Here is an 18133-nt window from a genome sequence, read left to right on the forward strand (position 1 = left end):
CGGCATGACGGAGCACACGCTGATCCTCCTGCGCCACGGCGAGTCCGACTGGAACCAGAAGAACCTGTTCACCGGATGGGTCGACGTCGACCTCACCGACAAGGGCCGCGCCGAGGCCGTGCGCGGCGGGCAGCTGATGCGCGACGCGGGCCTCCTGCCGGACGTCGTGCACACCTCGGTGCTGCGCCGCGCCATCACGACGGCCAACCTCGCGCTCGACGCGTGCGACCGCCACTGGGTGCCGGTGCACCGCAGCTGGCGCCTCAACGAGCGCCACTACGGCGCGCTCCAGGGCCTCGACAAGGCCGCGACCCGTGACAAGTACGGCGACGAGCAGTTCATGCTGTGGCGTCGCTCGTTCGACACCCCGCCGCCGCCCATCGAGACCGGCAGCGAGTTCGACCAGACCGGCGACCCGCGCTACGCCGGCGTCGACGTGCCCGCCACCGAGTGCCTGGCCGACGTCATCCCGCGGATGATGCCGTACTGGGAGAACGAGCTCCGGGCCGACCTCGGCGCCGGGCGGACCGTCCTCGTGACCGCGCACGGCAACAGCCTGCGGGCGCTCGTCAAGCACCTCGACGGCATCAGCGACGACGACATCGCCGGCCTCAACATCCCGACGGGGATGCCTCTGGTCTACCGGCTCGGCGAGGACTTCATGCCGACCGGTGCCGGCGAGTACCTCGACCCCGAGGCCGCGGCGGCCGCCGCGGCGGCGGTGGCCAACCAGGGGCGCTGAGCCCGGTCAGGCCGGGTTGGGCAGCACCGGCACCTCGACGCTGGTGCCCCTGGCCGGCAGGCCGAGCCACCCCGTGTCCTGGTCGCCGAGCAGGGCCTGCCCGACCGGGGGCACGCCGGAGTGGACCAGGCGACCCGCAGCGTCGCGCACGACGAGCCGGAACGCCGCGGCGTCGTCGGCGTTGACGACGGAGACGACCGCGGTGCGGCGCTTCATCGGCGTCACCTTCGAGACGGGGTACGCGTTCGGGCTCGTCGCGAGCAGCTGGCAGGTGGCGCCACCGTCGGGGACGACGACGAGGAAGCGGCCGGTGCCGGGCGGGTCGTCGTCGAGGCGGTGGACGGCGGGTGCGCTGGCCTGCTCGGCCGGCACCACGACGGCCGGGAGGACGAGGAACCCGCTGCGGCCGGAGCGGCCGTCGTCGCGGACGTCGAGCCGGCGGACGACCCCGCCGCCCGGGAGCCGCACGCTGCTGAGCAGGACGCGGCCGTCACCACCGGTGGGGGAGTCCGCGGAGGTGTCGAGCACGCTGCCGACGACCGGTGAGTCGCAGAGGACCTCGCCGCGCAGGTCGCGGCGGGCGAGGCCGGTCGCCGAGGCGACCTGGTCGAGGAGGCCGTCGAGCGGTGCCCCGGTGGCCGATGTGAACGCGGCGGCGTTCCAGTCCTCGGGGGTGACCGGCGGGCCGTCGTAGGCCGAGACGGCCACCCGGCCGGCGATGCCCCAGGGTCTCGCGGCGAGGGTGCCGACGCCGTCGCGGAGCCGGATCGGGAGCGAGTCGCGCTCCACCGCACCGGTCCTCGACGGCAGGACGAACGGGGAGAAGCGCGCCGACGTGACGGTGGGTCGGGTGAGGACGAGGAGCGCGGCGTCCTCGGCCCGGGGGAGGCCGACGGCGACGACGTCCTCGGCGCCGAGGATGGCGTCGAACCCGAGGCGCACCTCGTCGAGGCGCTCGGCGGGCGAGCGGGCGTCGCCGGTCCACACGCGGACGGAGGTGCTGGAGGGGCGCTCGCCGAGGAGGGTCGTCGCGATGACGACCCTGGTGTCGTCGAGGTCGCCCGCCCAGAGCAGACGGGTCCCCGGGCCGGCGCGTGCGACGAGGGCGAGGATGCCGAGGTCGTCGCGCAGGGGGCCGCGAGCCGGCCACCGGGACGCAGAGGCCCAGGCCGGGTCGTCCGGGCCGGCGGTCGTCGGGGCCGGCGACGGGCGGGGTGGGGTGGCGGTGGTGCTGCTCGTCCGGCGGTCGACCACCGCCCAGGCGAGCGCTGCGGCGCCGGCCGCGGCGAGGCCGCCGAGCACCACGGTGCGGCGGGAACGTGAGCGGTGGAGGCCGGCGACGAGCTCGGCGGGGTCGGGGGGGTCGGGCTGCGAACGGGCGAGACGAAGGACGAGGTCGTCGAGGTCGCTGCGCAGCCGGGCGTCGTCGGGGGCGAGGCCGACGACGGCGCGGGCCTGCCGGTGCGCGGCGAGCATCCGGTGGTGGGTCTCCGCCGCGACGTGCGGGGCCGGGCCGGGGCCGTCGTCCCAGACGACCTCGGCGGCGAGGGCCAGGCGCTGCTCCGGCGGGGTGGCGGCGAGGGCGTCGAGGAGGGCGGCGGGCACCGGGTCGTCGGGATCGGCCACGAGGGCCGTGAGCTGTGGGAGGTGGGTGGGGGGCTCCTGCGCCTGCGCCGTTGATGCGGTGCCGGGGCGGGTCGGGGTGTGCGGGAGGCGGGTGACGAGCCCGTGGCGGGCGACGGCGGTGGGCGCGCCCTCCTCGACGGCCTCGGCCCAGCGGCGGCGTACGGCGACGAGGGCGTCGGTGGTGGTGCGGCGGGCGGCGACCGGGTCGAGCAGGGTGACGAGGGCGACGACCTCGAGGTCGGGCCAGCGGGCGGCGACGAAGCGGTCGGCGTCGGCGGCGGTGTCCGCGTCGGCCGGGCGGCTCGTCGTCATGCGCCCATGATCACCCGACAGGAGGGCCCGTGGGGCCGACCGCGCGGTTCGGAGGACGGCGCTCGCCTTCCTGAGAGCGGCCGGGTGGGGTAGGTGCTCCCAGCCTCCATGCGCCGCGGAAGGAATCCCTTGCCGGGTGGAAGGAATCCCTTGCGAAGCGGAAGGACACCTTTCCGGGTGGAAGGACTCCCTTGCCGACTGGAAGGGAAACCTTGCGGGGCGGAAGGAATCCTTTGCGGGGTGGAAGCGAAACCTTGCCGGGTGGAAGGGAAACCTTTCGCGGCAACAGGAGGCTGGGAGAGCACCATTGCTCCCGGCTCCCGGCTCCCGGCTCCCGGCTCCCGGCTCCCGGCTCCCGGCTCCCGGCTCCCGGCTCCCGGTTGGTCACCCGTAGTAGGTGCCGGAGCCGGAGCCCACGTCGTAGAGGTCGTACAGGTCGAGGACGTCGCGACCCTTGGGCGGGACGTCGTCGTAGAGGAGCCGACCGCCCGCCCCCCGAGCCACGACGCGCACGTCCTCCCCGGTGAACGCGCTCGTCAGCCGCGGCAGCGCGGCGCCGCCCCGCACCGGCGTCGGACGGCACAGCGGCGCCCCGCTGAGGGTCCGCAGCTCGACCGTCGTCGACCTCGCCGGGGCGGTGACGAAGTACGTCGGCCGCTCCCCGTTCCCGATGAGCGGGGTGACGTACGGGCTGCGCACCGACGCGGCGGGGATGACGAACGGCGCGTCTCCGTACTCGGCGCTGCCGTCGGCACCTCCGCCACGGAACGAGGCGAAGCGCACGACGGCCCCCTCCCGCGTCCGGACGAGGACGACCTCCGCGGAGGCCGGCCCCCGCACCCCGAGCACGTCACGCAGGCTGTCGTCGGGGAGGACGTGCGAGGTGCGCTCGACCTCGAGCGACCGACGGGGCACCCCGAACGTGGCCGCGAGCTCGACGACGGTGCTCTCGGCGAAACCGCCCGGGCCGACGACCCTGTCGTCGTCCGTCAGCTCGTAGGGGAGCGGGCCGTCGAAGTCGCCCAGCCGGAACCGGGCGGCCGGACCCGGGGACCCGGTGAGCACCGTCGTGGCGACCCCGTCGCGCAGCGCGAAGCGGCTCCACGAGCGGTCGACCCGACCCTCGGGGGTCGGGTGCACCACCAACGAGCACTCGCCCTCGCTCACGCCGGGCCGGGTCAGCGCGACGAGCACCGACCGCCGGCCGGAGCGGACGACCAGGCCGACGGCGTCCGTCGCGAGACCGCCCCAGCCGGAGCCGAGCTGGAGCGAGATGAGGCGCGACGCCGCCGTCCCGGCGGGGCCGCCCCACGCGCGGATCGCGAACCCGTCGTCCGCGACGACGGCGGGGTCGGTCGACAGGACGACGCGCCGGCCCTCGACGTCCCCGGCGAAGAGGAGCCGCGACCCGGCCGCGTCCGACGCGAGCATCGCCAGGACCCCCGGGTCGCGCGCCAGCTCGCCCCGGGGCGGCCACCGGTAGACCGACCCCCACGCGGGGTCGTCCGGTCCGGCGGTCGACGGAGCCGGGCGCGGGCCGCGGGCGACCGGGGCAGGGGTCGTCGGCCGCGACGCCACCGCCCAGCCGCCCACCCCGACTCCGGCCACGGCGAGGGCGCCGACCACGACGAGCGAGCGCCGGCGCACGCCGCGCTCGCGGGCGCGCACGAGGTCGGCCGGGTCCGGGGGGTCGGGCAGCGTGGCGGCGAGCCGGTCGAGGAGGTCGGCGAGGTCGATGCCCACCCGGTGGTCCGCGGGCGCCGCCCCGGCCTCGGCGAGTGCGCCGCGGTGCGCGTCGAGCAGGCGGTCGCGGGCACCCCGCAGCGCGTCACCCTCGACCCCGCGCGGGCGACCGAGGCCCGTCCGGCCGGGCGCGAGCCGGTCCACCTCGTCGTCGCCCAGCTCCCAGAGCGGTCCGGCGGCGAGCAGCGCCCGCACCGGCGCCGGCTCGCGCGCGAGCGCCGCGAGGAGAGCCCCGGGGACGGGGTCGCCGGGCGCGGAGGGGTCGCGGGCCGCATCGCGCAACCGTTCCGGGACCGCGGTCCCACCGGCCTCGCCGAGCGCCCGCACCCGCGCGAGGAGCTCGGCGCGCGCGGACGCGGTCGGCGCTCCGTCCTCGACGACGGCCGACCATCGCGCGTGCAGCGCCGTGACGGTGGCCGTCGTCACCGTGCGGGCGAGGCCCGGGTCGAGCGTCGCGACGAGCGCGACGGCCTCGAGGGCGGGCCAGCGCGCGGCCGCGAACCCCTCGAACCCGTCCCCGTCGTCGTGCGTCACGCCGCCATGATCACCCACGAGCGCGATCGTGTGCAGCCCTTCGCGGCGAGCGGTCGGTCCGGACCCGCCGACGGGGCCCGGCCGACGTCAGAGCCGCGGGAGCACCCGCTCGGTGTGCTCACCGGGCTCGAAGATCCGCGAGGCGGGGCCGACGATGAGCGGGTCGGGGACCCCGACGAGGTCGACGTCCTTCGAGGCGTAGTCGACCCCGCAGAGCAGGACCCGCATCGCCTCGAGCCGGGCCCGCTTCTTGTCGTTGCTCTTGACGACGGTCCACGGGGCGTCACCGGTGTCGGTGGAGAAGAACATCGCCTCCTTGGCCTCGGTGTAGGCGTCCCACTTGTCGAGGCTCGCGAGGTCGGTCGGCGAGAGCTTCCACTGCCGGACCGGGTCGTTCTGGCGCGAGGCGAAGCGCGCGGCCTGCTCCTCCCGGCTGACGGAGAACCACAGCTTGACGAGGTGGATGCCCGAGTTGACGAGCATCCGCTCCAGCTCCGGTGCCTCGCGCATGAACTCGAGGTACTGACTGGGGGAGCAGTAGCCCATGACGCGCTCGACGCCGGCCCGGTTGTACCAGGACCGGTCCATGAAGACGATCTCGCCACCGCTCGGCAGGTGCTGCACGTAGCGCTGGAAGTACCACTGCGTGGTCTCGACCTCGGTCGGCTTCTCGAGCGCCACGACGCGCGCACCGCGCGGGTTGAGGTGCTCCATGAACCGCTTGATGGCCCCGCCCTTGCCGGCGGCGTCACGCCCCTCGCAGATGACGAGGACCTTGCTCCCGGTCTCCTTGACGTGCAGCTGCAGCTTGATGAGCTCGATCTGCAGGCGGCGCTTGGTCCGCTCGTACTCCTCGCGCGGGAGCTTCCTGTCGTAGGGGTAGCCGTGCTGCCACGCCTTGCCGGTCGTCGGCGCCGCGGCCTCGCCGGCGGCGCCCTCGACCTCCTCGACCTCCTCGAGGTCGTGCAGCTCCTCGAGCTCCTCGGCGTAGTCCTCCGTCACGGACCGGCGCTGGTCGTCCACACCTCGAGCGTAGTCGCGTCCTCGCGACCCGTCAGGGGTCAGGCGACGGTGTGCTCGCCGACCTCGTCGTGGCCGCCGGCCGCCTCGTCGCCCCACTCGCCGGTGACGATCCAGATGACCCGCTCGGCGACCGACACGGCGTGGTCGGCGAAGCGCTCGTAGTAGCGGCCGAGGAGCACGACGTCGACGGCGGTCTCGGTGTCGTGGGCCCAGTCCCCGCCGGTCACGTGCGTGAAGAGGTCGCGGTGCAGGCGGTCCATCGCGTCGTCCTCGCGGGCGACGTCGCGGGCGGCGTCGACGTCGCGGGCCGCGATGACGGAGCCGGCCTTCTCGACGACGAGCTCGGCGACGGTGCCCATCTCGCGGAAGGTGCCGCGCAGCTCCGGCGGGACCGCGGACGCGGGGTAGCGCAGGCGGGCTACCTTGGCGACGTGGCGCGCGAGGTCGCCCATCCGCTCGATGTCGCTGCTCATCCGCATGCTCGTGACGACGACCCGCAGGTCCGTCGCCACCGGCTGCTGGAGGGCGATGAGGTCGAACGAGAGGAGGTCGACCTGCTCGCGCATCCGGTCGATCTCGGCGTCGGCGGCGATGACGGAGTCGGCGAGGCTGACGTCGGCGTCGAGGAGGGCGGTCGTCGCGCGGCTCATCGCGGACGCCGCGAGGTGGGTCATCTCGACGAGGCTCTCGGCGATCCGGTCGAGCTCCTCGTGGTAGGCCTTGCGCATCACGGCTGGGGTCCTTCGTGGCTGGGGGTGCGTCGGCGCGCGACGGCAGCGGTCGGTCGCGCCGTCGCCCGGGAACCATCCCACCCGGGGATGAACCGCAGACGTGGCCGAGGTGAACTTCGGGCGTCCGGAGGCGCGGCAGGGCCCCGGATGGCGGGGAGCGGTCGGTGGACCCCCGTACCCTGACGTCGTGGATGCGACCATCGCGGCGAGCCTCGGCGGGGCGGCCGGCCTCGTCGTCGGCGCCGTCGCCGTGCTCGCGGCCCGGTGGTCCGAGCGCAGCCTCGACGACGCACCCGTCGTCGAGGAGCCGCCGCTGGCCCGCGGGGTGGGGGACGTGCTCTCGGTGCTGCGCTCCATCGCCGTGGTCGTCGACGCGTCCGACGCGGTGGTCAAGGCGTCGGCCCCGGCCGTCACCTACGGCCTCGTGCGCCACCAGGAGCTGGTGCACCACGAGCTGCGCCACCTCGCGCGCCAGGTGCGCCGCGACGGCGTCATCCGTGAGGCCGAGCTCGACCTCGCACGCGGGCCGAACCCCGACGGGAGCGTCGTCATGCGGGTGCGCGTCGCCCCGCTCGGCGTCGCCCACGTGCTGCTGCTCGCCGAGGACCACACCCACGCGCGCCGCGTCGAGGAGGTCCGCCGCGACTTCGTCGCCAACGTCAGCCACGAGCTGAAGACCCCCGTCGGCGGCATCTCGCTGCTCGCCGAGGCCGTCCTCGACGCCAAGGACGACCCCGTGGCGGTGACGCGCTTCGCGCAGCGCATCCGCGTCGAGGCGACCCGGCTCGGGCGGCTCGTCCAGGAGATCGTCGACCTCTCGCGCCTCCAGGTCGCCGACACCCTCCACGAGCCCGAGCTCGTCGACCTCGGCACGGTCGTCGTCGAGGCCGTCGACCGCGTCAAGGTCGCCGCCGAGGCCAAGGAGATCGAGCTCGGCCTCGCGACCGAGCGGGGGCTGCGCGTCTTCGGCGACCGCGAGCTGCTCGTCACCGCCGTGACCAACCTGCTGACCAACGCGGTCAACTACAGCGACCCCGGGACGAAGGTCGGCCTCGGCGCCCGCCGCGTCGACGAGACCGTCGAGGTCGCCGTCACCGACCAGGGGCAGGGCATCCCCGCCGCCGAGCAGGAGCGCATCTTCGAGCGCTTCTACCGCGTCGACGCCGCGCGCTCGCGGGCCACCGGCGGCACCGGCCTGGGCCTGGCCATCGTCAAGCACGTCTGCGCCAACCACGGCGGCGAGGTCACCGTGTGGAGCCAGGAGGGGCGCGGCTCGACGTTCACCATGAGACTCCCCGTCGCGGCCACCCCGGTCGACGACGACGACGCGACCGCGCCGGACCCCGGCGCCGGGGTCGCCCGAGAAGAGAGCACCGCATGACGCGCATCCTGATCGTCGAGGACGAGGAGTCGTTCTCGGACCCACTGAGCTACCTCCTGAGCAAGGAGGGCTACGAGGTCTCGGTCGCCGACAACGGGCACGACGCCCTGAGCGAGTTCGACACCGGGGGCGCCGACCTCGTGCTGCTCGACCTCATGCTGCCCGGCCTGTCCGGCGTCGACGTCTGCCGCGCGCTGCGCCAGCGCTCGAACGTGCCGGTCATCATGCTCACCGCGAAGGACAGCGAGATCGACAAGGTCGTCGGTCTCGAGCTCGGCGCCGACGACTACGTGACCAAGCCGTACTCCTCGCGCGAGCTGCTGGCGCGCATCAAGGCCGTCCTGCGCCGCGGGGCCGAGCCCGAGGAGCTCCTGCCGACGACCCTCGAGGCCGGGCCGGTGCGGATGGACGTCGAGCGCCACGTCGTCACCGTCCGCGGCGAGCAGCGCTCGATGCCGCTCAAGGAGTTCGAGCTCCTCGAGATGCTGCTGCGCAACACCGGGCGGGTGCTGACCCGCGGGCAGCTCATCGACCGGGTGTGGGGCAGCGACTACGTCGGCGACACCAAGACGCTCGACGTCCACGTCAAGCGCCTGCGCGCCAAGATCGAGACCGATCCCGGGGCGCCGCAGCACATCGTCACCGTGCGCGGGCTCGGCTACAAGTTCGAGGCCTGAGGGCGGCCGGCGCCCGGCGCGGCGCCCGGCGGGCGATGCCGGCCGGCGCCCGTCGTCAGCTGGCGCTGGGCGACGGGGTGGCGCTCGGCGTCGCCGACGGGCTCGGCGCGAGGCCCTCGTAGTAGCGCTCGGAGGGCAGCACCGGCACCTGGACGACGTTCTGCCCGGCCTGCTGGGTCGTGACGACGAGCTGGACCATCGAGCCCGGGCGCTGAGGCACCGTCTCGAGGGTGACCGCCTTTCCGTCGGCGGAGATCGCGTCGTCGGAGTAGGGCGCCACCGTCGTGGTCGTCGGGGACGAGCCCTCGAGCGAGAAGGACACCTCGACGGGATCGCGCCCCTCGTTGACCGCCTGCCCGACGATCGTGCCGGGACCGCCCTCCTCGTCCGAGACGATGACCAGGTTGCGCAGGTCGAGACCCGGGATGGTGAGCGGGACGCCGTCCGCCGGGATGTACGGGTAGTCCGTCTGGACCGGCGAGAAGACGCCGCAGGCGGAGACCGTGAGGGTGGCGGCGGCGAGTCCGGCGAGCCGGAGGGCGGAGGCGGCGCGGGTCGTCACGCGCCCAAGGATAGCGGGGGGTCGGGTGCCGCCTCGCCCGGTGTCCCGGCCCGCGTCGTCGGACGCGCTCGCGCGGCGCGACGAGGCCGTCTGGGCGGCGCGCCCGCGTCGCGCGCGAAGCACGCCACCGGCCCGTCTGTCAACCCCCGATTTTCTCCCGTGGATGCTCGTTTCAGGCCCCTGACCTGCGGAAACGTCCCGCGTTCCCGTTGGGCCGGATCGGCGTGTCGTGGTATTCTTGGGGCCTCGAAAGGGGACAACACCACATGGTTTTCAAGGTCGGCGAGACGGTCGTGTACCCGCACCACGGGGCCGCGCGCATCGAAGAGATCAAGACCCGCACGATCCGCGGAGAGGAGAAGCTCTACCTCAAGCTGAAGGTCGCGCAGGGCGACCTCGTCATCGAGGTACCCGCCGAGAACTGCGACCTCGTCGGCGTCCGTGACGTCGTCGACAAGGCCGGCCTCGACAAGGTCTTCGAGGTCCTCCGCACTCCGTACGCCGAGGAGCCGACCAACTGGTCGCGCCGCTTCAAGGCCAACCTCGAGAAGCTGGCCTCCGGCGACGTCATCAAGGTCGCCGAGGTCGTCCGCGACCTGTGGCGTCGCGACAAGGACCGCGGCCTGTCCGCCGGTGAGAAGCGGATGCTGGCCAAGGCGCGCCAGATCCTCGTCTCCGAGCTCGCGCTCGCCGAGAAGACCGACGAGGACAAGGCCGAGTCCATCCTCGACGAGGTCCTCGCGTCCTGACGCACCCGGTCGCCCCGGCGACCGCTCCGACGTGACCGACGACGCCCGCACCGCCCCGCGCGGTGTGGGCGTCGTCGTCGTCGCGGCCGGGTCCGGGACGCGCCTGGGTGCCGGGATGCCCAAGGCCTTCGTGCCGCTGGCGGGGCGCCCCCTGCTCGGCTGGGCGCTCGACACCGTGGCCCGGGTGCCCGGTCTGCGCTCGGTCGTCGTCGTCGCCCCGTCCGGGCTCGCCGACACCGGCGCGCCGGCCTGGGCCGGCGTCACCCTCCCGGAGGGCGCCGTCGTCGTGCCCGGAGGGGCGGAGCGCACCGACTCCGTCGCGGCCGGGCTCGCCGCGCTCGACCCCGCCTGCGACGTCGTCCTCGTCCACGACGCCGCCCGCTGCCTGGCCCCGGTGGCCGTCTTCGTCCGCGTCGTCGACGCCGTGCGCGCCGGCGCCGCCGGGGTCGTGCCGGGTGTCGCGGTCGTCGACACCGTGAAGACCGTCGACGCGCGCGGGGTCGTCACCGGCACCCCGGACCGCGCGACGCTGCGGGCCGTCCAGACCCCCCAGGGCTTCCGCCGCGAGGTGCTCGAGGCCGCCCACGCCGGAGGCGCCGGGGCCACCGACGACGCCGCCCTCGTGGAGCAGCTCGGCCACGACGTGCTCGTCGTCGACGGCGACCCTCGCTCCTTCAAGGTGACGACGGTCGACGACCTCGCCCACGCCGAGCGCCTGCTCGCCGGCGCCTAGCATCGGGGCATGAGCGTGCTGCCCCGGGTCGGTGTCGGAGTCGACGTCCACGCCCTCGCGCCGGAGGGGTCCGCCCGCGAGCTGTGGGTCGCCGGCCTGCACTGGCCGGGCGAGCGAGGACTCGACGGCCACTCGGACGCCGATGTCGCGGCCCACGCCGCCTGCGACGCCCTCTTCTCCGCCGCGGGCATCGGGGACCTCGGGGCGCACTTCGGCACCGCCCGGCCGGAGCTGGCCGGGGCGTCGGGGGTCACGCTGCTCGCCGAGGCGGCCCGGCTGGTCCGGTCGGCCGGCTTCGAGGTCGGCAATGTCGCCGTGCAGGTCGTCGGCAACCGGCCCAAGGTCGGCACCCGCCGGGCCGAGGCGGAGGCCGTTCTCTCGGTGGCGGCCGGCGCCCCGGTCTCGGTGAGCGGCACGACGACCGACGGCCTCGGGCTGACCGGCCGCGGCGAGGGCGTCGCCGCCATCGCGACCGCGCTCGTCGTCGCCCGCGACTGAGGGCACGTCCCGCGAGGGGCTGCGCGACCGCGGTGCGGGTCAACGGGAGCGGGGGCCGCCCTGCACGCGCCGGTCGGCGCCGACGATGCGGGCCATCCGCTGCAGCTCCGCGACGTGCCCGCAGAGGGCGTCCCGGCCGGCGCCGGTGAGGACGACGGTCGTCACCTGGCGTCCCTCGCGGGACCCGCGCTCGAGCCGGGTGTAGCCCTTGCCCGACAGGGCCTTGAGGTGCTTGGACAGGGCGGAGTCCGACAGGCCGATCTCGTCACGGACCTCGCCGAACTCGCGTCCCGCGCTGGGCACGAGGAAGGCGCAGATCCGCAGGCGGTGCGGCTCGTGGATGACGTCGTCGAACACCGGGTACGGCATGTCCGCAGGATACGTCGGCTTGCCCGTCGGGAAAGGGGCTTCGGTCGCCCGCGGGCGGCCCGTGCCCGTGGCCCGACCCACCGGGCACTGCCGTCGGCGCCCCGCCTTCGCTAGCGTGGCGAGACCCAGCACCGCCCACCCAGGAGGAACCGTGCCGCAGACCGTCAAGGGCGTCGTCGCCCGCGCCAAGGGCGCCCCCGTCGAGCTCGTCGACGTCGTCGTCCCCGACCCCGGTCCGGGGGAGGCCGTCGTCGTCGTCGAGGCCTGCGGGGTCTGCCACACCGACCTGCACTACCGCGAAGGCGGCATCAACGACGAGTTCCCCTTCCTCCTCGGCCACGAGGCCGCAGGCCGGGTCGAGGCGGTCGGCGAGGGCGTGACCGAGGTGGCCCCCGGTGACTTCGTCATCCTCAACTGGCGGGCCGTGTGCGGGCAGTGCCGCGCCTGCCGCAAGGGCAAGCCGTGGTACTGCTTCGCGACGCACAACGCGACGCAGAAGATGACGCTCACCGACGGCACCGAGCTCTCGCCGGCGCTCGGCATCGGGGCGTTCATCGAGAAGACCCTCGTCGCCGCCGGACAGTGCACGAAGGTCGACGAGGCGGACGCGGCCGCGGTCGGCCTGCTCGGCTGCGGGGTGATGGCCGGCTTCGGCGCGGCGGTCAACACCGGCGGGGTGGGTCGCGGCGACTCGATCGCGGTCATCGGCTGCGGCGGCGTCGGTGACGCGGCCATCGCCGGCGCGAAGGTCGCCGGCGCGACGACCATCATCGCGGTCGACGTGGACGCGAAGAAGCTCGCCTGGGCGAAGGACCTCGGCGCGACGCACACCGTCGACGCCTCGACCGAGGACGCCGTCGAGGCCGTCCGGGCGCTGACCGGCGGTCACGGCGCGGATGTCGTCGTCGAGGCGGTCGGGCGGCCCGAGACCTACGAGCAGGCGTTCTACATGCGCGACCTCGCCGGCACGGTCGTGCTCGTCGGGGTGCCGACGCCGGAGCAGCAGGTGACGCTGCCGATGATCGAGATCTTCGGGCGCGGCGGGGCGCTGAAGTCCAGCTGGTACGGCGACTGCCTGCCCTCGCGGGACTTCCCGATGCTCGTCGAGCTCTTCCGTCAGGGCCGCTTCCCGCTCGACGCGTTCGTGTCGGAGCGGATCGGCATCGAGGGGGTCGAGGAGGCCTTCACGAAGATGCACGACGGCGACGTGCTGCGCTCGGTCGTCGTCATGGGCGGGTCGGCGTGAGCGGGGCCACGACCATCGACGGCGTCCCCACCTCGCCGGGCGGCGTGCGGGTCGAGCGGCTCGTGACGTCGGGCGTCTTCGAGCTGGACGGCGGCTCGTGGGACGTCGACAACAACGTGTGGCTGCTCGGCGACGACGACGAGGTGCTCGTCGTCGACGCCGCGCACGACGCGCGCGCCATCCTCGAGGCGGTCGGCGGCCGGCGGGTCGTCGGCATCGTCTGCACGCACGGCCATAACGACCACGTCAACGCGGTGCCCGACCTCGTCGCCGAGACGGGGGCGAGCGTCTGGCTGCACCCGGACGACCGCGTGCTGTGGGACATGAGCCAGCACGAGGCGCCGGACGAGGACCTCGCCGACGGCACGACCTTCACCGTCGGTGACGTCGGGGTGGTCACGCTCCACACGCCGGGCCACGCGCCGGGGGCCTGCTGCCTCCACGCGCCGTCGCTCGGGGTGCTGTTCAGCGGGGACACCCTGTTCCAGGGCGGGCCGGGGGCGACGGGTCGCTCGCACAGCGACTTCCCGACCATCGTCGAGTCGATCAGCACCCGGCTGCTCTCCCTGCCGCCCGAGACCGTCGTCCTCACCGGCCACGGCGACACGACGACCGTCGGGGACGAGGCACCGCACCTCCAGGAGTGGCTCGACCGCGGCCACTGACCCGGCCCGCCCACCCTCGAGGTTCCGCGTCGTCACCGCGACGGCGCGGAACCTCAGCCCTGACGGGGATGCATCCGCGTCCGGATGGAGCAACCGCGTCGTCACCGTGATGACGCGGATGCTCACGGCCTGGGCAGCAGCCCACGAGCCGCCGCGCGGGAGAGCGCCGCCCGGACGAGGGCCGCCACCCGCTGCGGGCTCGCGAGGTCGGCCCAGGTGAGACGCACGATCTCGTAGCCGAGGGCCCGCAGTCGGTCCTCGCGCACCTTCTCGGCGGCGAGCGCTGCTCGCCCGTCGGCCCCCTCGTACTTGACGAGTCCGTCGAACTCGACGACGACGCACCCCTCGACCAGCAGGTCGACACGGGCGAGGACGATCCCGTGCCCGTCGGCGATGCGGACCTGCGACCGCACGCCGTGGCCGAGGTCGACGAGCATCAAGCGGGTCCGGGTCTCGCCCACGGACTCGCTGAGCGGGTCGGCGAGGTGGAGCCACCGGAGTGCGCGGGTGGCCCGGCGAGGGGACTCGGCCAGCTGCTCGACGAGGTTCGCCACCCGCGTCAGCTCGGTGAAGCCGTCGCGCAGCGCTCGGTCGGTGGCGACCACCACCGCGTCGCGTCCCGCGCGCAGTGCGACCTGGGCCAGGGCGGCCTCCACCGGGATCGTCGGGCAGCAGTCGACCGTCTGCACCGGCAAACCGGCCGGCGGGTGGATGCGCAGGCCGCTCGCCCGGCGGACCCGTGTGACGTTGCCGCTCACGTCGACCACGTCGAGGGCCACGTCGTGCAGGGGCAGCCCGTGGACGGCGAGGGCGCTCTGGTGGGTCGCGGCCTCGTGCGGCCGGCCCCGTGCGTGGAGCACGGCTCGGGCGCGCAGGTCGAGACGTCGCTCCGGCGTGGCCGGTGCCCAGATAGTGCCGAGGACGTAGGCGCCGCGCCGGACCCGGACGAGCGTCCCGGCGTCGACGAGCGCCGTGAGGGCGTTGGGGTCGACGTCGAGGCGGGTGGCATCCGGGCTGGAGACGACGCCGTGCTGCGCGGCGGCGAGGGCCAGGAGTCGGTCGGACATCGACCGATCGTGCCCGGTTCGACGACGCCGCCCGCCGCGTCATCCACAGGCCCCGACCGCCGAGGCCGTCGAGGATCCGCGTCATCACGGTGATGGCGCGGAAGCTCCACCCGGACGGGGATGCATCCGCGTCCTGGCTGAAGAACCGCGTCGTCACGGTGACGTCGCGGAAGTTCCGGGCGGTTGCTGCGATGCGGGGTGCTCGCGGCCCGGCCGGTAGCCTGTCGCGGGTGACCCTCAGGCTGTTCGACTCCCTCACGCGCGAGCTGCGTGACTTCGTCCCCGTCGTGCCCGGCAAGGCGGGGATCTACATCTGTGGGCTCACGACGCAGGCGCCGCCGCACATCGGGCACGTCCGCTTCGCCGTCGCGTTCGACGTCCTGCGCCGCTGGCTGGCGGTCGGGCACGGCTACGACGTCACGCTCATCCGCAACGTCACCGACATCGACGACAAGATCCTCGCGAAGTCGGCCGAGGCCGGCGAGCCGTGGTTCGCCCTCAGCTACCGCAACGAGATGGAGACCGCCGACGCGCTCGCCGCGCTCGGGGTGCTCCCGCCCACCTACGAGCCCCGCGCGACGGGCCACGTGCCCGAGATGGTCGAGCTGATGGAGACCCTCGTCGGCTCCGGACACGCCTACGCCGCCGCGGACGACTCCGGCGACGTCTACTTCGACGTGCGCAGCTGGCCGAGCTACGGCGAGCTGACCCGCCAGAGCGTCGAGGACATGTCCGACGCCGAGGACGCCGACCCGCGCGGCAAGCGCGACCCGCGCGACTTCGCCCTCTGGAAGGGCCGCAAGGCCGACGAGCCCGCGACGGCCTCGTGGCCGACCCCCTACGGCGCCGGCCGCCCGGGCTGGCACCTCGAGTGCTCCGCGATGGCCCGCAAGTACCTCGGCGACACCTTCGACATCCACGGCGGCGGCGTCGACCTGCGCTTCCCGCACCACGAGAACGAGGTCGCCCAGTCGCGCGCCGCGGGGCTCGGGTTCGCCAACTACTGGCTGCACAACGCGTGGGTGACCATGGGCGGCGAGAAGATGAGCAAGTCGCTCGGCAACTCGCTGCGCGTCTCGGAGGTCGTCCGCGAGCACCGGCCGCTCGCCGTCCGCTACTACCTGACGGCGGCGCACTACCGCTCGACGATCGAGTACCACGAGGGCTCCATCGAGGAGGCCACCGCCACCGTCGAGCGCATCGAGGGCTTCCTGCGCCGCGCGCTGCCGGGCGTCGACACCCTCGTCCCCGACGGCTCGGCCGAGCTGCCCGCCGACTTCCGCGAGGCGATGGACGACGACCTCGGGGTCTCGGACGCGCTCGCGGCGCTGCACCAGGCCGTCCGCGCCGGCAACACCGCCCTCGACGACGGCGACCACGACGACGCCGCGACCATCGCGCGCCAGGTCGTCGCGATGGCCGACGTCCTCGGCGTCAACCCCCTCGACCCGCACTGGGCCGCCGGTGGGTCGGAGTCCGACGAGATGACGGCGGCGCTCGACGCGCTCGTCGCCGACCGCGTCGCCGCCCGGGCCCAGGCCCGCGCCGCCCGCGACTACGAGACCGCCGACGCCATCCGCGACGCGCTCGCCGCGGCGGGGATCGCCGTCGAGGACACCGCCGCCGGAGCGCGGTGGACCATCATCCGAGGAAAGGGCGACTGACGTGGCCGGCAACTCCCAGCGCCGCGGCGCCGTGCGCAAGAGCAACAAGAAGGGCTCCACCGTCGGCTCCGGTGGTCAGCGCCGCCGCGGCCTCGAGGGCAAGGGCCCGACCCCGAAGGCCGGCGACCGACCGAACCACAAGGCCCACAAGATGGCCAAGGCCGCCGAGAAGCGGGGCGGCGGACGCCCGCCGCAGCGCTCGCCGAAGAAGTCGGCCGCCTCGAGCGAGGTCGTCGCCGGGCGCAACTCCGTCGTCGAGGCGCTGCGCGCGCACGTGCCGGTGACGACGATGTACGTAGCCGGCCGCATCGACTCCGACGACCGCGTCCGCGAGGCGATCAAGACCGCGACCGAGCGCTCCATCCCCATCCTCGAGACGCCGCGCGGTGAGCTCGACCGGCTGACCGACGGCGCGGTCCACCAGGGCCTCGCGCTCCAGGTGCCGCCGTACGCGTACGCCGACCCGCGCGACCTCGTCGACCCCGAGCAGCCGGGCATCCCGCTGGTGGTCGCCCTCGACGGCATCACCGACCCGCGCAACCTCGGCGCCATCGTCCGCTCGGTCGCCGCGTTCGGCGGCCACGGGGTCGTCGTCCCGAGCCGTCGTTCGGCGGGGATGACCGCCAGCGCGTGGAAGACCTCCGCCGGCGCGGCGGCCCGCATCCCGGTCGCGCAGGCCACCAACCTCACGCGGGCGCTCGAAGACTTCCGCAAGGCCGGCTTCTTCGTCATCGGCCTCGACATGGACGGCGACGTCGAGCTGCCCGACCTCGAGCTGGCGTCCGAGCCGCTCGTCGTCGTCGTCGGCTCCGAGGGCAAGGGCCTCTCGCGGCTCGTGCGCGAGACCTGCGACCAGATCGTGTCGGTGCCGATGAGCTCGGCGGTCGAGTCGCTCAACGCCGGCATCGCCACGGGCGTCACCCTCTACGAGGTCGCGCGCCGCCGTCGCCGCTGACGCCGGGGCCTGCGGGACAGGCCGGTCCGGCCCGTCGCGCCACGGAAGCCCGCCGTCGGTGTGCCACGATCGAGGGGCGAGCGGTCCACCGACGACCGCCGTCGCCGCTCGCGAGGAGGGATGACCGACGATGTCCGACCAGTACCCGCCGCCCCCGCCCCCCGGTGAGCCCACCGGCCCGGGGACGCCCCCGCCGCCCGGAGGCAGCGCCCCGCAGTACGGCACCCCGCCGGCCGAGAACCCCTACGGCGCACCGCCGCCCGCGCCGGCGTACGGCTACGCCCCGCAGGCCGGTCCGGTCACGCGCCCGAAGTCGATGGACACCGCCGTCATGCTCATGCGTGTGGGTGCGGTGCTCTCCCTCGTCTCGCTCGTGCTCAGCTTCGTCTTCGCGGGCGACATCCGGGAGCAGGCCACCCAAGCGCTGGAGGAGTCCGGCCAGACCGTCGACCCGACGCTCGTCGACAGCGCCGTGACCATCGTCATCGCCATCGCGGTCGTCTTCGGCCTGCTCGGCGCCGGCCTCTGGCTCCTCATGGCCTGGGCCAACGGCAAGGGCAAGTCCTGGGCGCGCATCACGGCCTCGATCCTCTTCGCGCTCTCGTTCGTCACGTTCCTCATCGGGCTGGCGCAGCCGACCCCGCTCCTCTCGCGGGTGCTGAGCATCGTGAGCATCGCCCTCGGCGGGTACATCGTGTACCTGCTCTGGCGCAAGGAGTCCTCGGAGTTCTACGCCGCGAGCAACGCCCCGCGCTACTGACCCCGCGTTACCCACGAGGATGCCCCGCACCGGCCACCGGTGCGGGGCACCTTCGTCCACGGACCTCACGAAACCGCCTGCCCGCGAACTGGGTCT

At 74.5% G+C, this 18133-nt stretch carries 18 protein-coding genes; 11 read left to right on the plus strand and 7 right to left on the minus strand.

Translation table 11 applies throughout. The annotated features are described in order from the left end of the window. The first annotated feature begins 4 nt into the window (after positions 1–4). Entirely contained in the window at positions 5–742 is a 738-nt protein-coding gene (locus LG324_RS04940) for a phosphoglyceromutase (RefSeq protein ID WP_207024476.1), read from the plus strand. 6 nt (positions 743–748) lie between these two features. On the opposite strand, the gene LG324_RS04945 is transcribed toward LG324_RS04940, so the two are convergent. From LG324_RS04945 to phoU, 4 genes are all read right to left on the minus strand, one after another. Next, a complete protein-coding gene (locus LG324_RS04945; protein ID WP_404352271.1) occupies positions 749–2680 on the minus strand; it encodes a hypothetical protein in 1932 nt (643 codons plus the stop codon). 384 nt (positions 2681–3064) lie between these two features. After that, complete coding sequence (locus LG324_RS04950; RefSeq protein WP_404352273.1) at positions 3065–4957, minus strand: hypothetical protein; 1893 nt, start codon at positions 4955–4957, stop codon at positions 3065–3067. Positions 4958–5044: 87 nt separating this feature from the next. Continuing rightward, entirely contained in the window at positions 5045–5980 is a 936-nt protein-coding gene (gene ppk2 / locus LG324_RS04955) for a polyphosphate kinase 2 (protein ID WP_404352274.1), read from the minus strand. A gap of 38 nt (positions 5981–6018) precedes the next feature. Continuing rightward, positions 6019–6708: a phosphate signaling complex protein PhoU gene (gene phoU, locus LG324_RS04960; protein WP_030528496.1), complete on the minus strand. Its 690-nt coding sequence runs from the start codon at positions 6706–6708 to the stop codon at positions 6019–6021. 190 nt (positions 6709–6898) lie between these two features. On the opposite strand from phoU, the gene LG324_RS04965 reads away from it, so the two are divergent. After that, a complete protein-coding gene (locus LG324_RS04965; protein ID WP_207024468.1) occupies positions 6899–8092 on the plus strand; it encodes a cell wall metabolism sensor histidine kinase WalK in 1194 nt (397 codons plus the stop codon). Then, the gene (locus tag LG324_RS04970; protein ID WP_030528498.1) at positions 8089–8769 is read left to right on the plus strand and encodes a response regulator transcription factor; all 681 of its coding nucleotides are present in this window, start codon (positions 8089–8091) and stop codon (positions 8767–8769) included. The genes LG324_RS04965 and LG324_RS04970 overlap by 4 nt, the downstream gene beginning before the upstream one ends. 55 nt (positions 8770–8824) lie before the next feature. Here the strand turns inward: LG324_RS04970 and LG324_RS04975 are convergent, their stop codons facing one another. Next, complete coding sequence (locus tag LG324_RS04975; protein ID WP_030528499.1) at positions 8825–9331, minus strand: hypothetical protein; 507 nt, start codon at positions 9329–9331, stop codon at positions 8825–8827. 266 nt (positions 9332–9597) lie between these two features. On the opposite strand from LG324_RS04975, the gene LG324_RS04980 reads away from it, so the two are divergent. Genes LG324_RS04980 through ispF form a run of 3 tightly spaced genes read left to right on the plus strand, consistent with a single transcriptional unit; the run spans position 9598 to position 11311 of the window. After that, positions 9598–10080: a CarD family transcriptional regulator gene (locus LG324_RS04980; protein ID WP_030528500.1), complete on the plus strand. Its 483-nt coding sequence runs from the start codon at positions 9598–9600 to the stop codon at positions 10078–10080. A 31-nt stretch (positions 10081–10111) separates the two neighbouring features. Beyond that, entirely contained in the window at positions 10112–10813 is a 702-nt protein-coding gene (gene ispD, locus LG324_RS04985) for a 2-C-methyl-D-erythritol 4-phosphate cytidylyltransferase (RefSeq protein ID WP_404352275.1), read from the plus strand. A gap of 9 nt (positions 10814–10822) precedes the next feature. Next, positions 10823–11311, plus strand: a complete 489-nt coding sequence (gene ispF / locus LG324_RS04990; RefSeq protein WP_404352276.1) for a 2-C-methyl-D-erythritol 2,4-cyclodiphosphate synthase — start codon at positions 10823–10825, stop codon at positions 11309–11311. A 39-nt stretch (positions 11312–11350) separates the two neighbouring features. Here ispF and LG324_RS04995 read toward each other — a convergent pair whose 3' ends face one another. Further along, positions 11351–11680 carry a transcriptional regulator gene (locus LG324_RS04995; protein ID WP_207024464.1) on the minus strand — a complete coding sequence of 110 codons (330 nt, stop codon included), beginning with the start codon at positions 11678–11680 and terminating at the stop codon, positions 11351–11353. A 151-nt stretch (positions 11681–11831) separates the two neighbouring features. Here LG324_RS04995 and LG324_RS05000 point away from each other — a divergent pair, with 151 nt between their 5' ends. Next, positions 11832–12926 carry an S-(hydroxymethyl)mycothiol dehydrogenase gene (locus tag LG324_RS05000; protein WP_207024462.1) on the plus strand — a complete coding sequence of 365 codons (1095 nt, stop codon included), beginning with the start codon at positions 11832–11834 and terminating at the stop codon, positions 12924–12926. After that, positions 12923–13591, plus strand: coding sequence for an MBL fold metallo-hydrolase (locus LG324_RS05005; protein WP_404352277.1), 669 nt, complete (start codon positions 12923–12925; stop codon positions 13589–13591). The genes LG324_RS05000 and LG324_RS05005 overlap by 4 nt, the downstream gene beginning before the upstream one ends. A 122-nt stretch (positions 13592–13713) precedes the next feature. Here LG324_RS05005 and LG324_RS05010 read toward each other — a convergent pair whose 3' ends face one another. Then, on the minus strand, positions 13714–14658 hold the full coding sequence (locus LG324_RS05010; protein WP_404352278.1) for a type IV toxin-antitoxin system AbiEi family antitoxin domain-containing protein: 945 nt from the start codon (positions 14656–14658) through the stop codon (positions 13714–13716). A 230-nt stretch (positions 14659–14888) separates the two neighbouring features. On the opposite strand from LG324_RS05010, the gene cysS reads away from it, so the two are divergent. The 3 genes from cysS to LG324_RS05025 all read left to right on the plus strand — a co-directional run bounded on the left by cysS (position 14889) and on the right by LG324_RS05025 (position 18037). After that, positions 14889–16322: a cysteine--tRNA ligase gene (gene cysS, locus LG324_RS05015; protein ID WP_030528507.1), complete on the plus strand. Its 1434-nt coding sequence runs from the start codon at positions 14889–14891 to the stop codon at positions 16320–16322. 1 nt (position 16323) lies between these two features. Next, positions 16324–17277 carry a 23S rRNA (guanosine(2251)-2'-O)-methyltransferase RlmB gene (gene rlmB / locus LG324_RS05020; RefSeq protein ID WP_207024454.1) on the plus strand — a complete coding sequence of 318 codons (954 nt, stop codon included), beginning with the start codon at positions 16324–16326 and terminating at the stop codon, positions 17275–17277. A gap of 130 nt (positions 17278–17407) precedes the next feature. Next, a complete protein-coding gene (locus tag LG324_RS05025) occupies positions 17408–18037 on the plus strand; it encodes a hypothetical protein (RefSeq protein WP_404352280.1) in 630 nt (209 codons plus the stop codon). The last annotated feature ends 96 nt before the right edge of the window (positions 18038–18133 follow it).

This window comes from Phycicoccus jejuensis (assembly GCF_044797865.1).
Taxonomy (GTDB): Bacteria; Actinomycetota; Actinomycetes; order Actinomycetales; family Dermatophilaceae; genus Phycicoccus; species Phycicoccus jejuensis.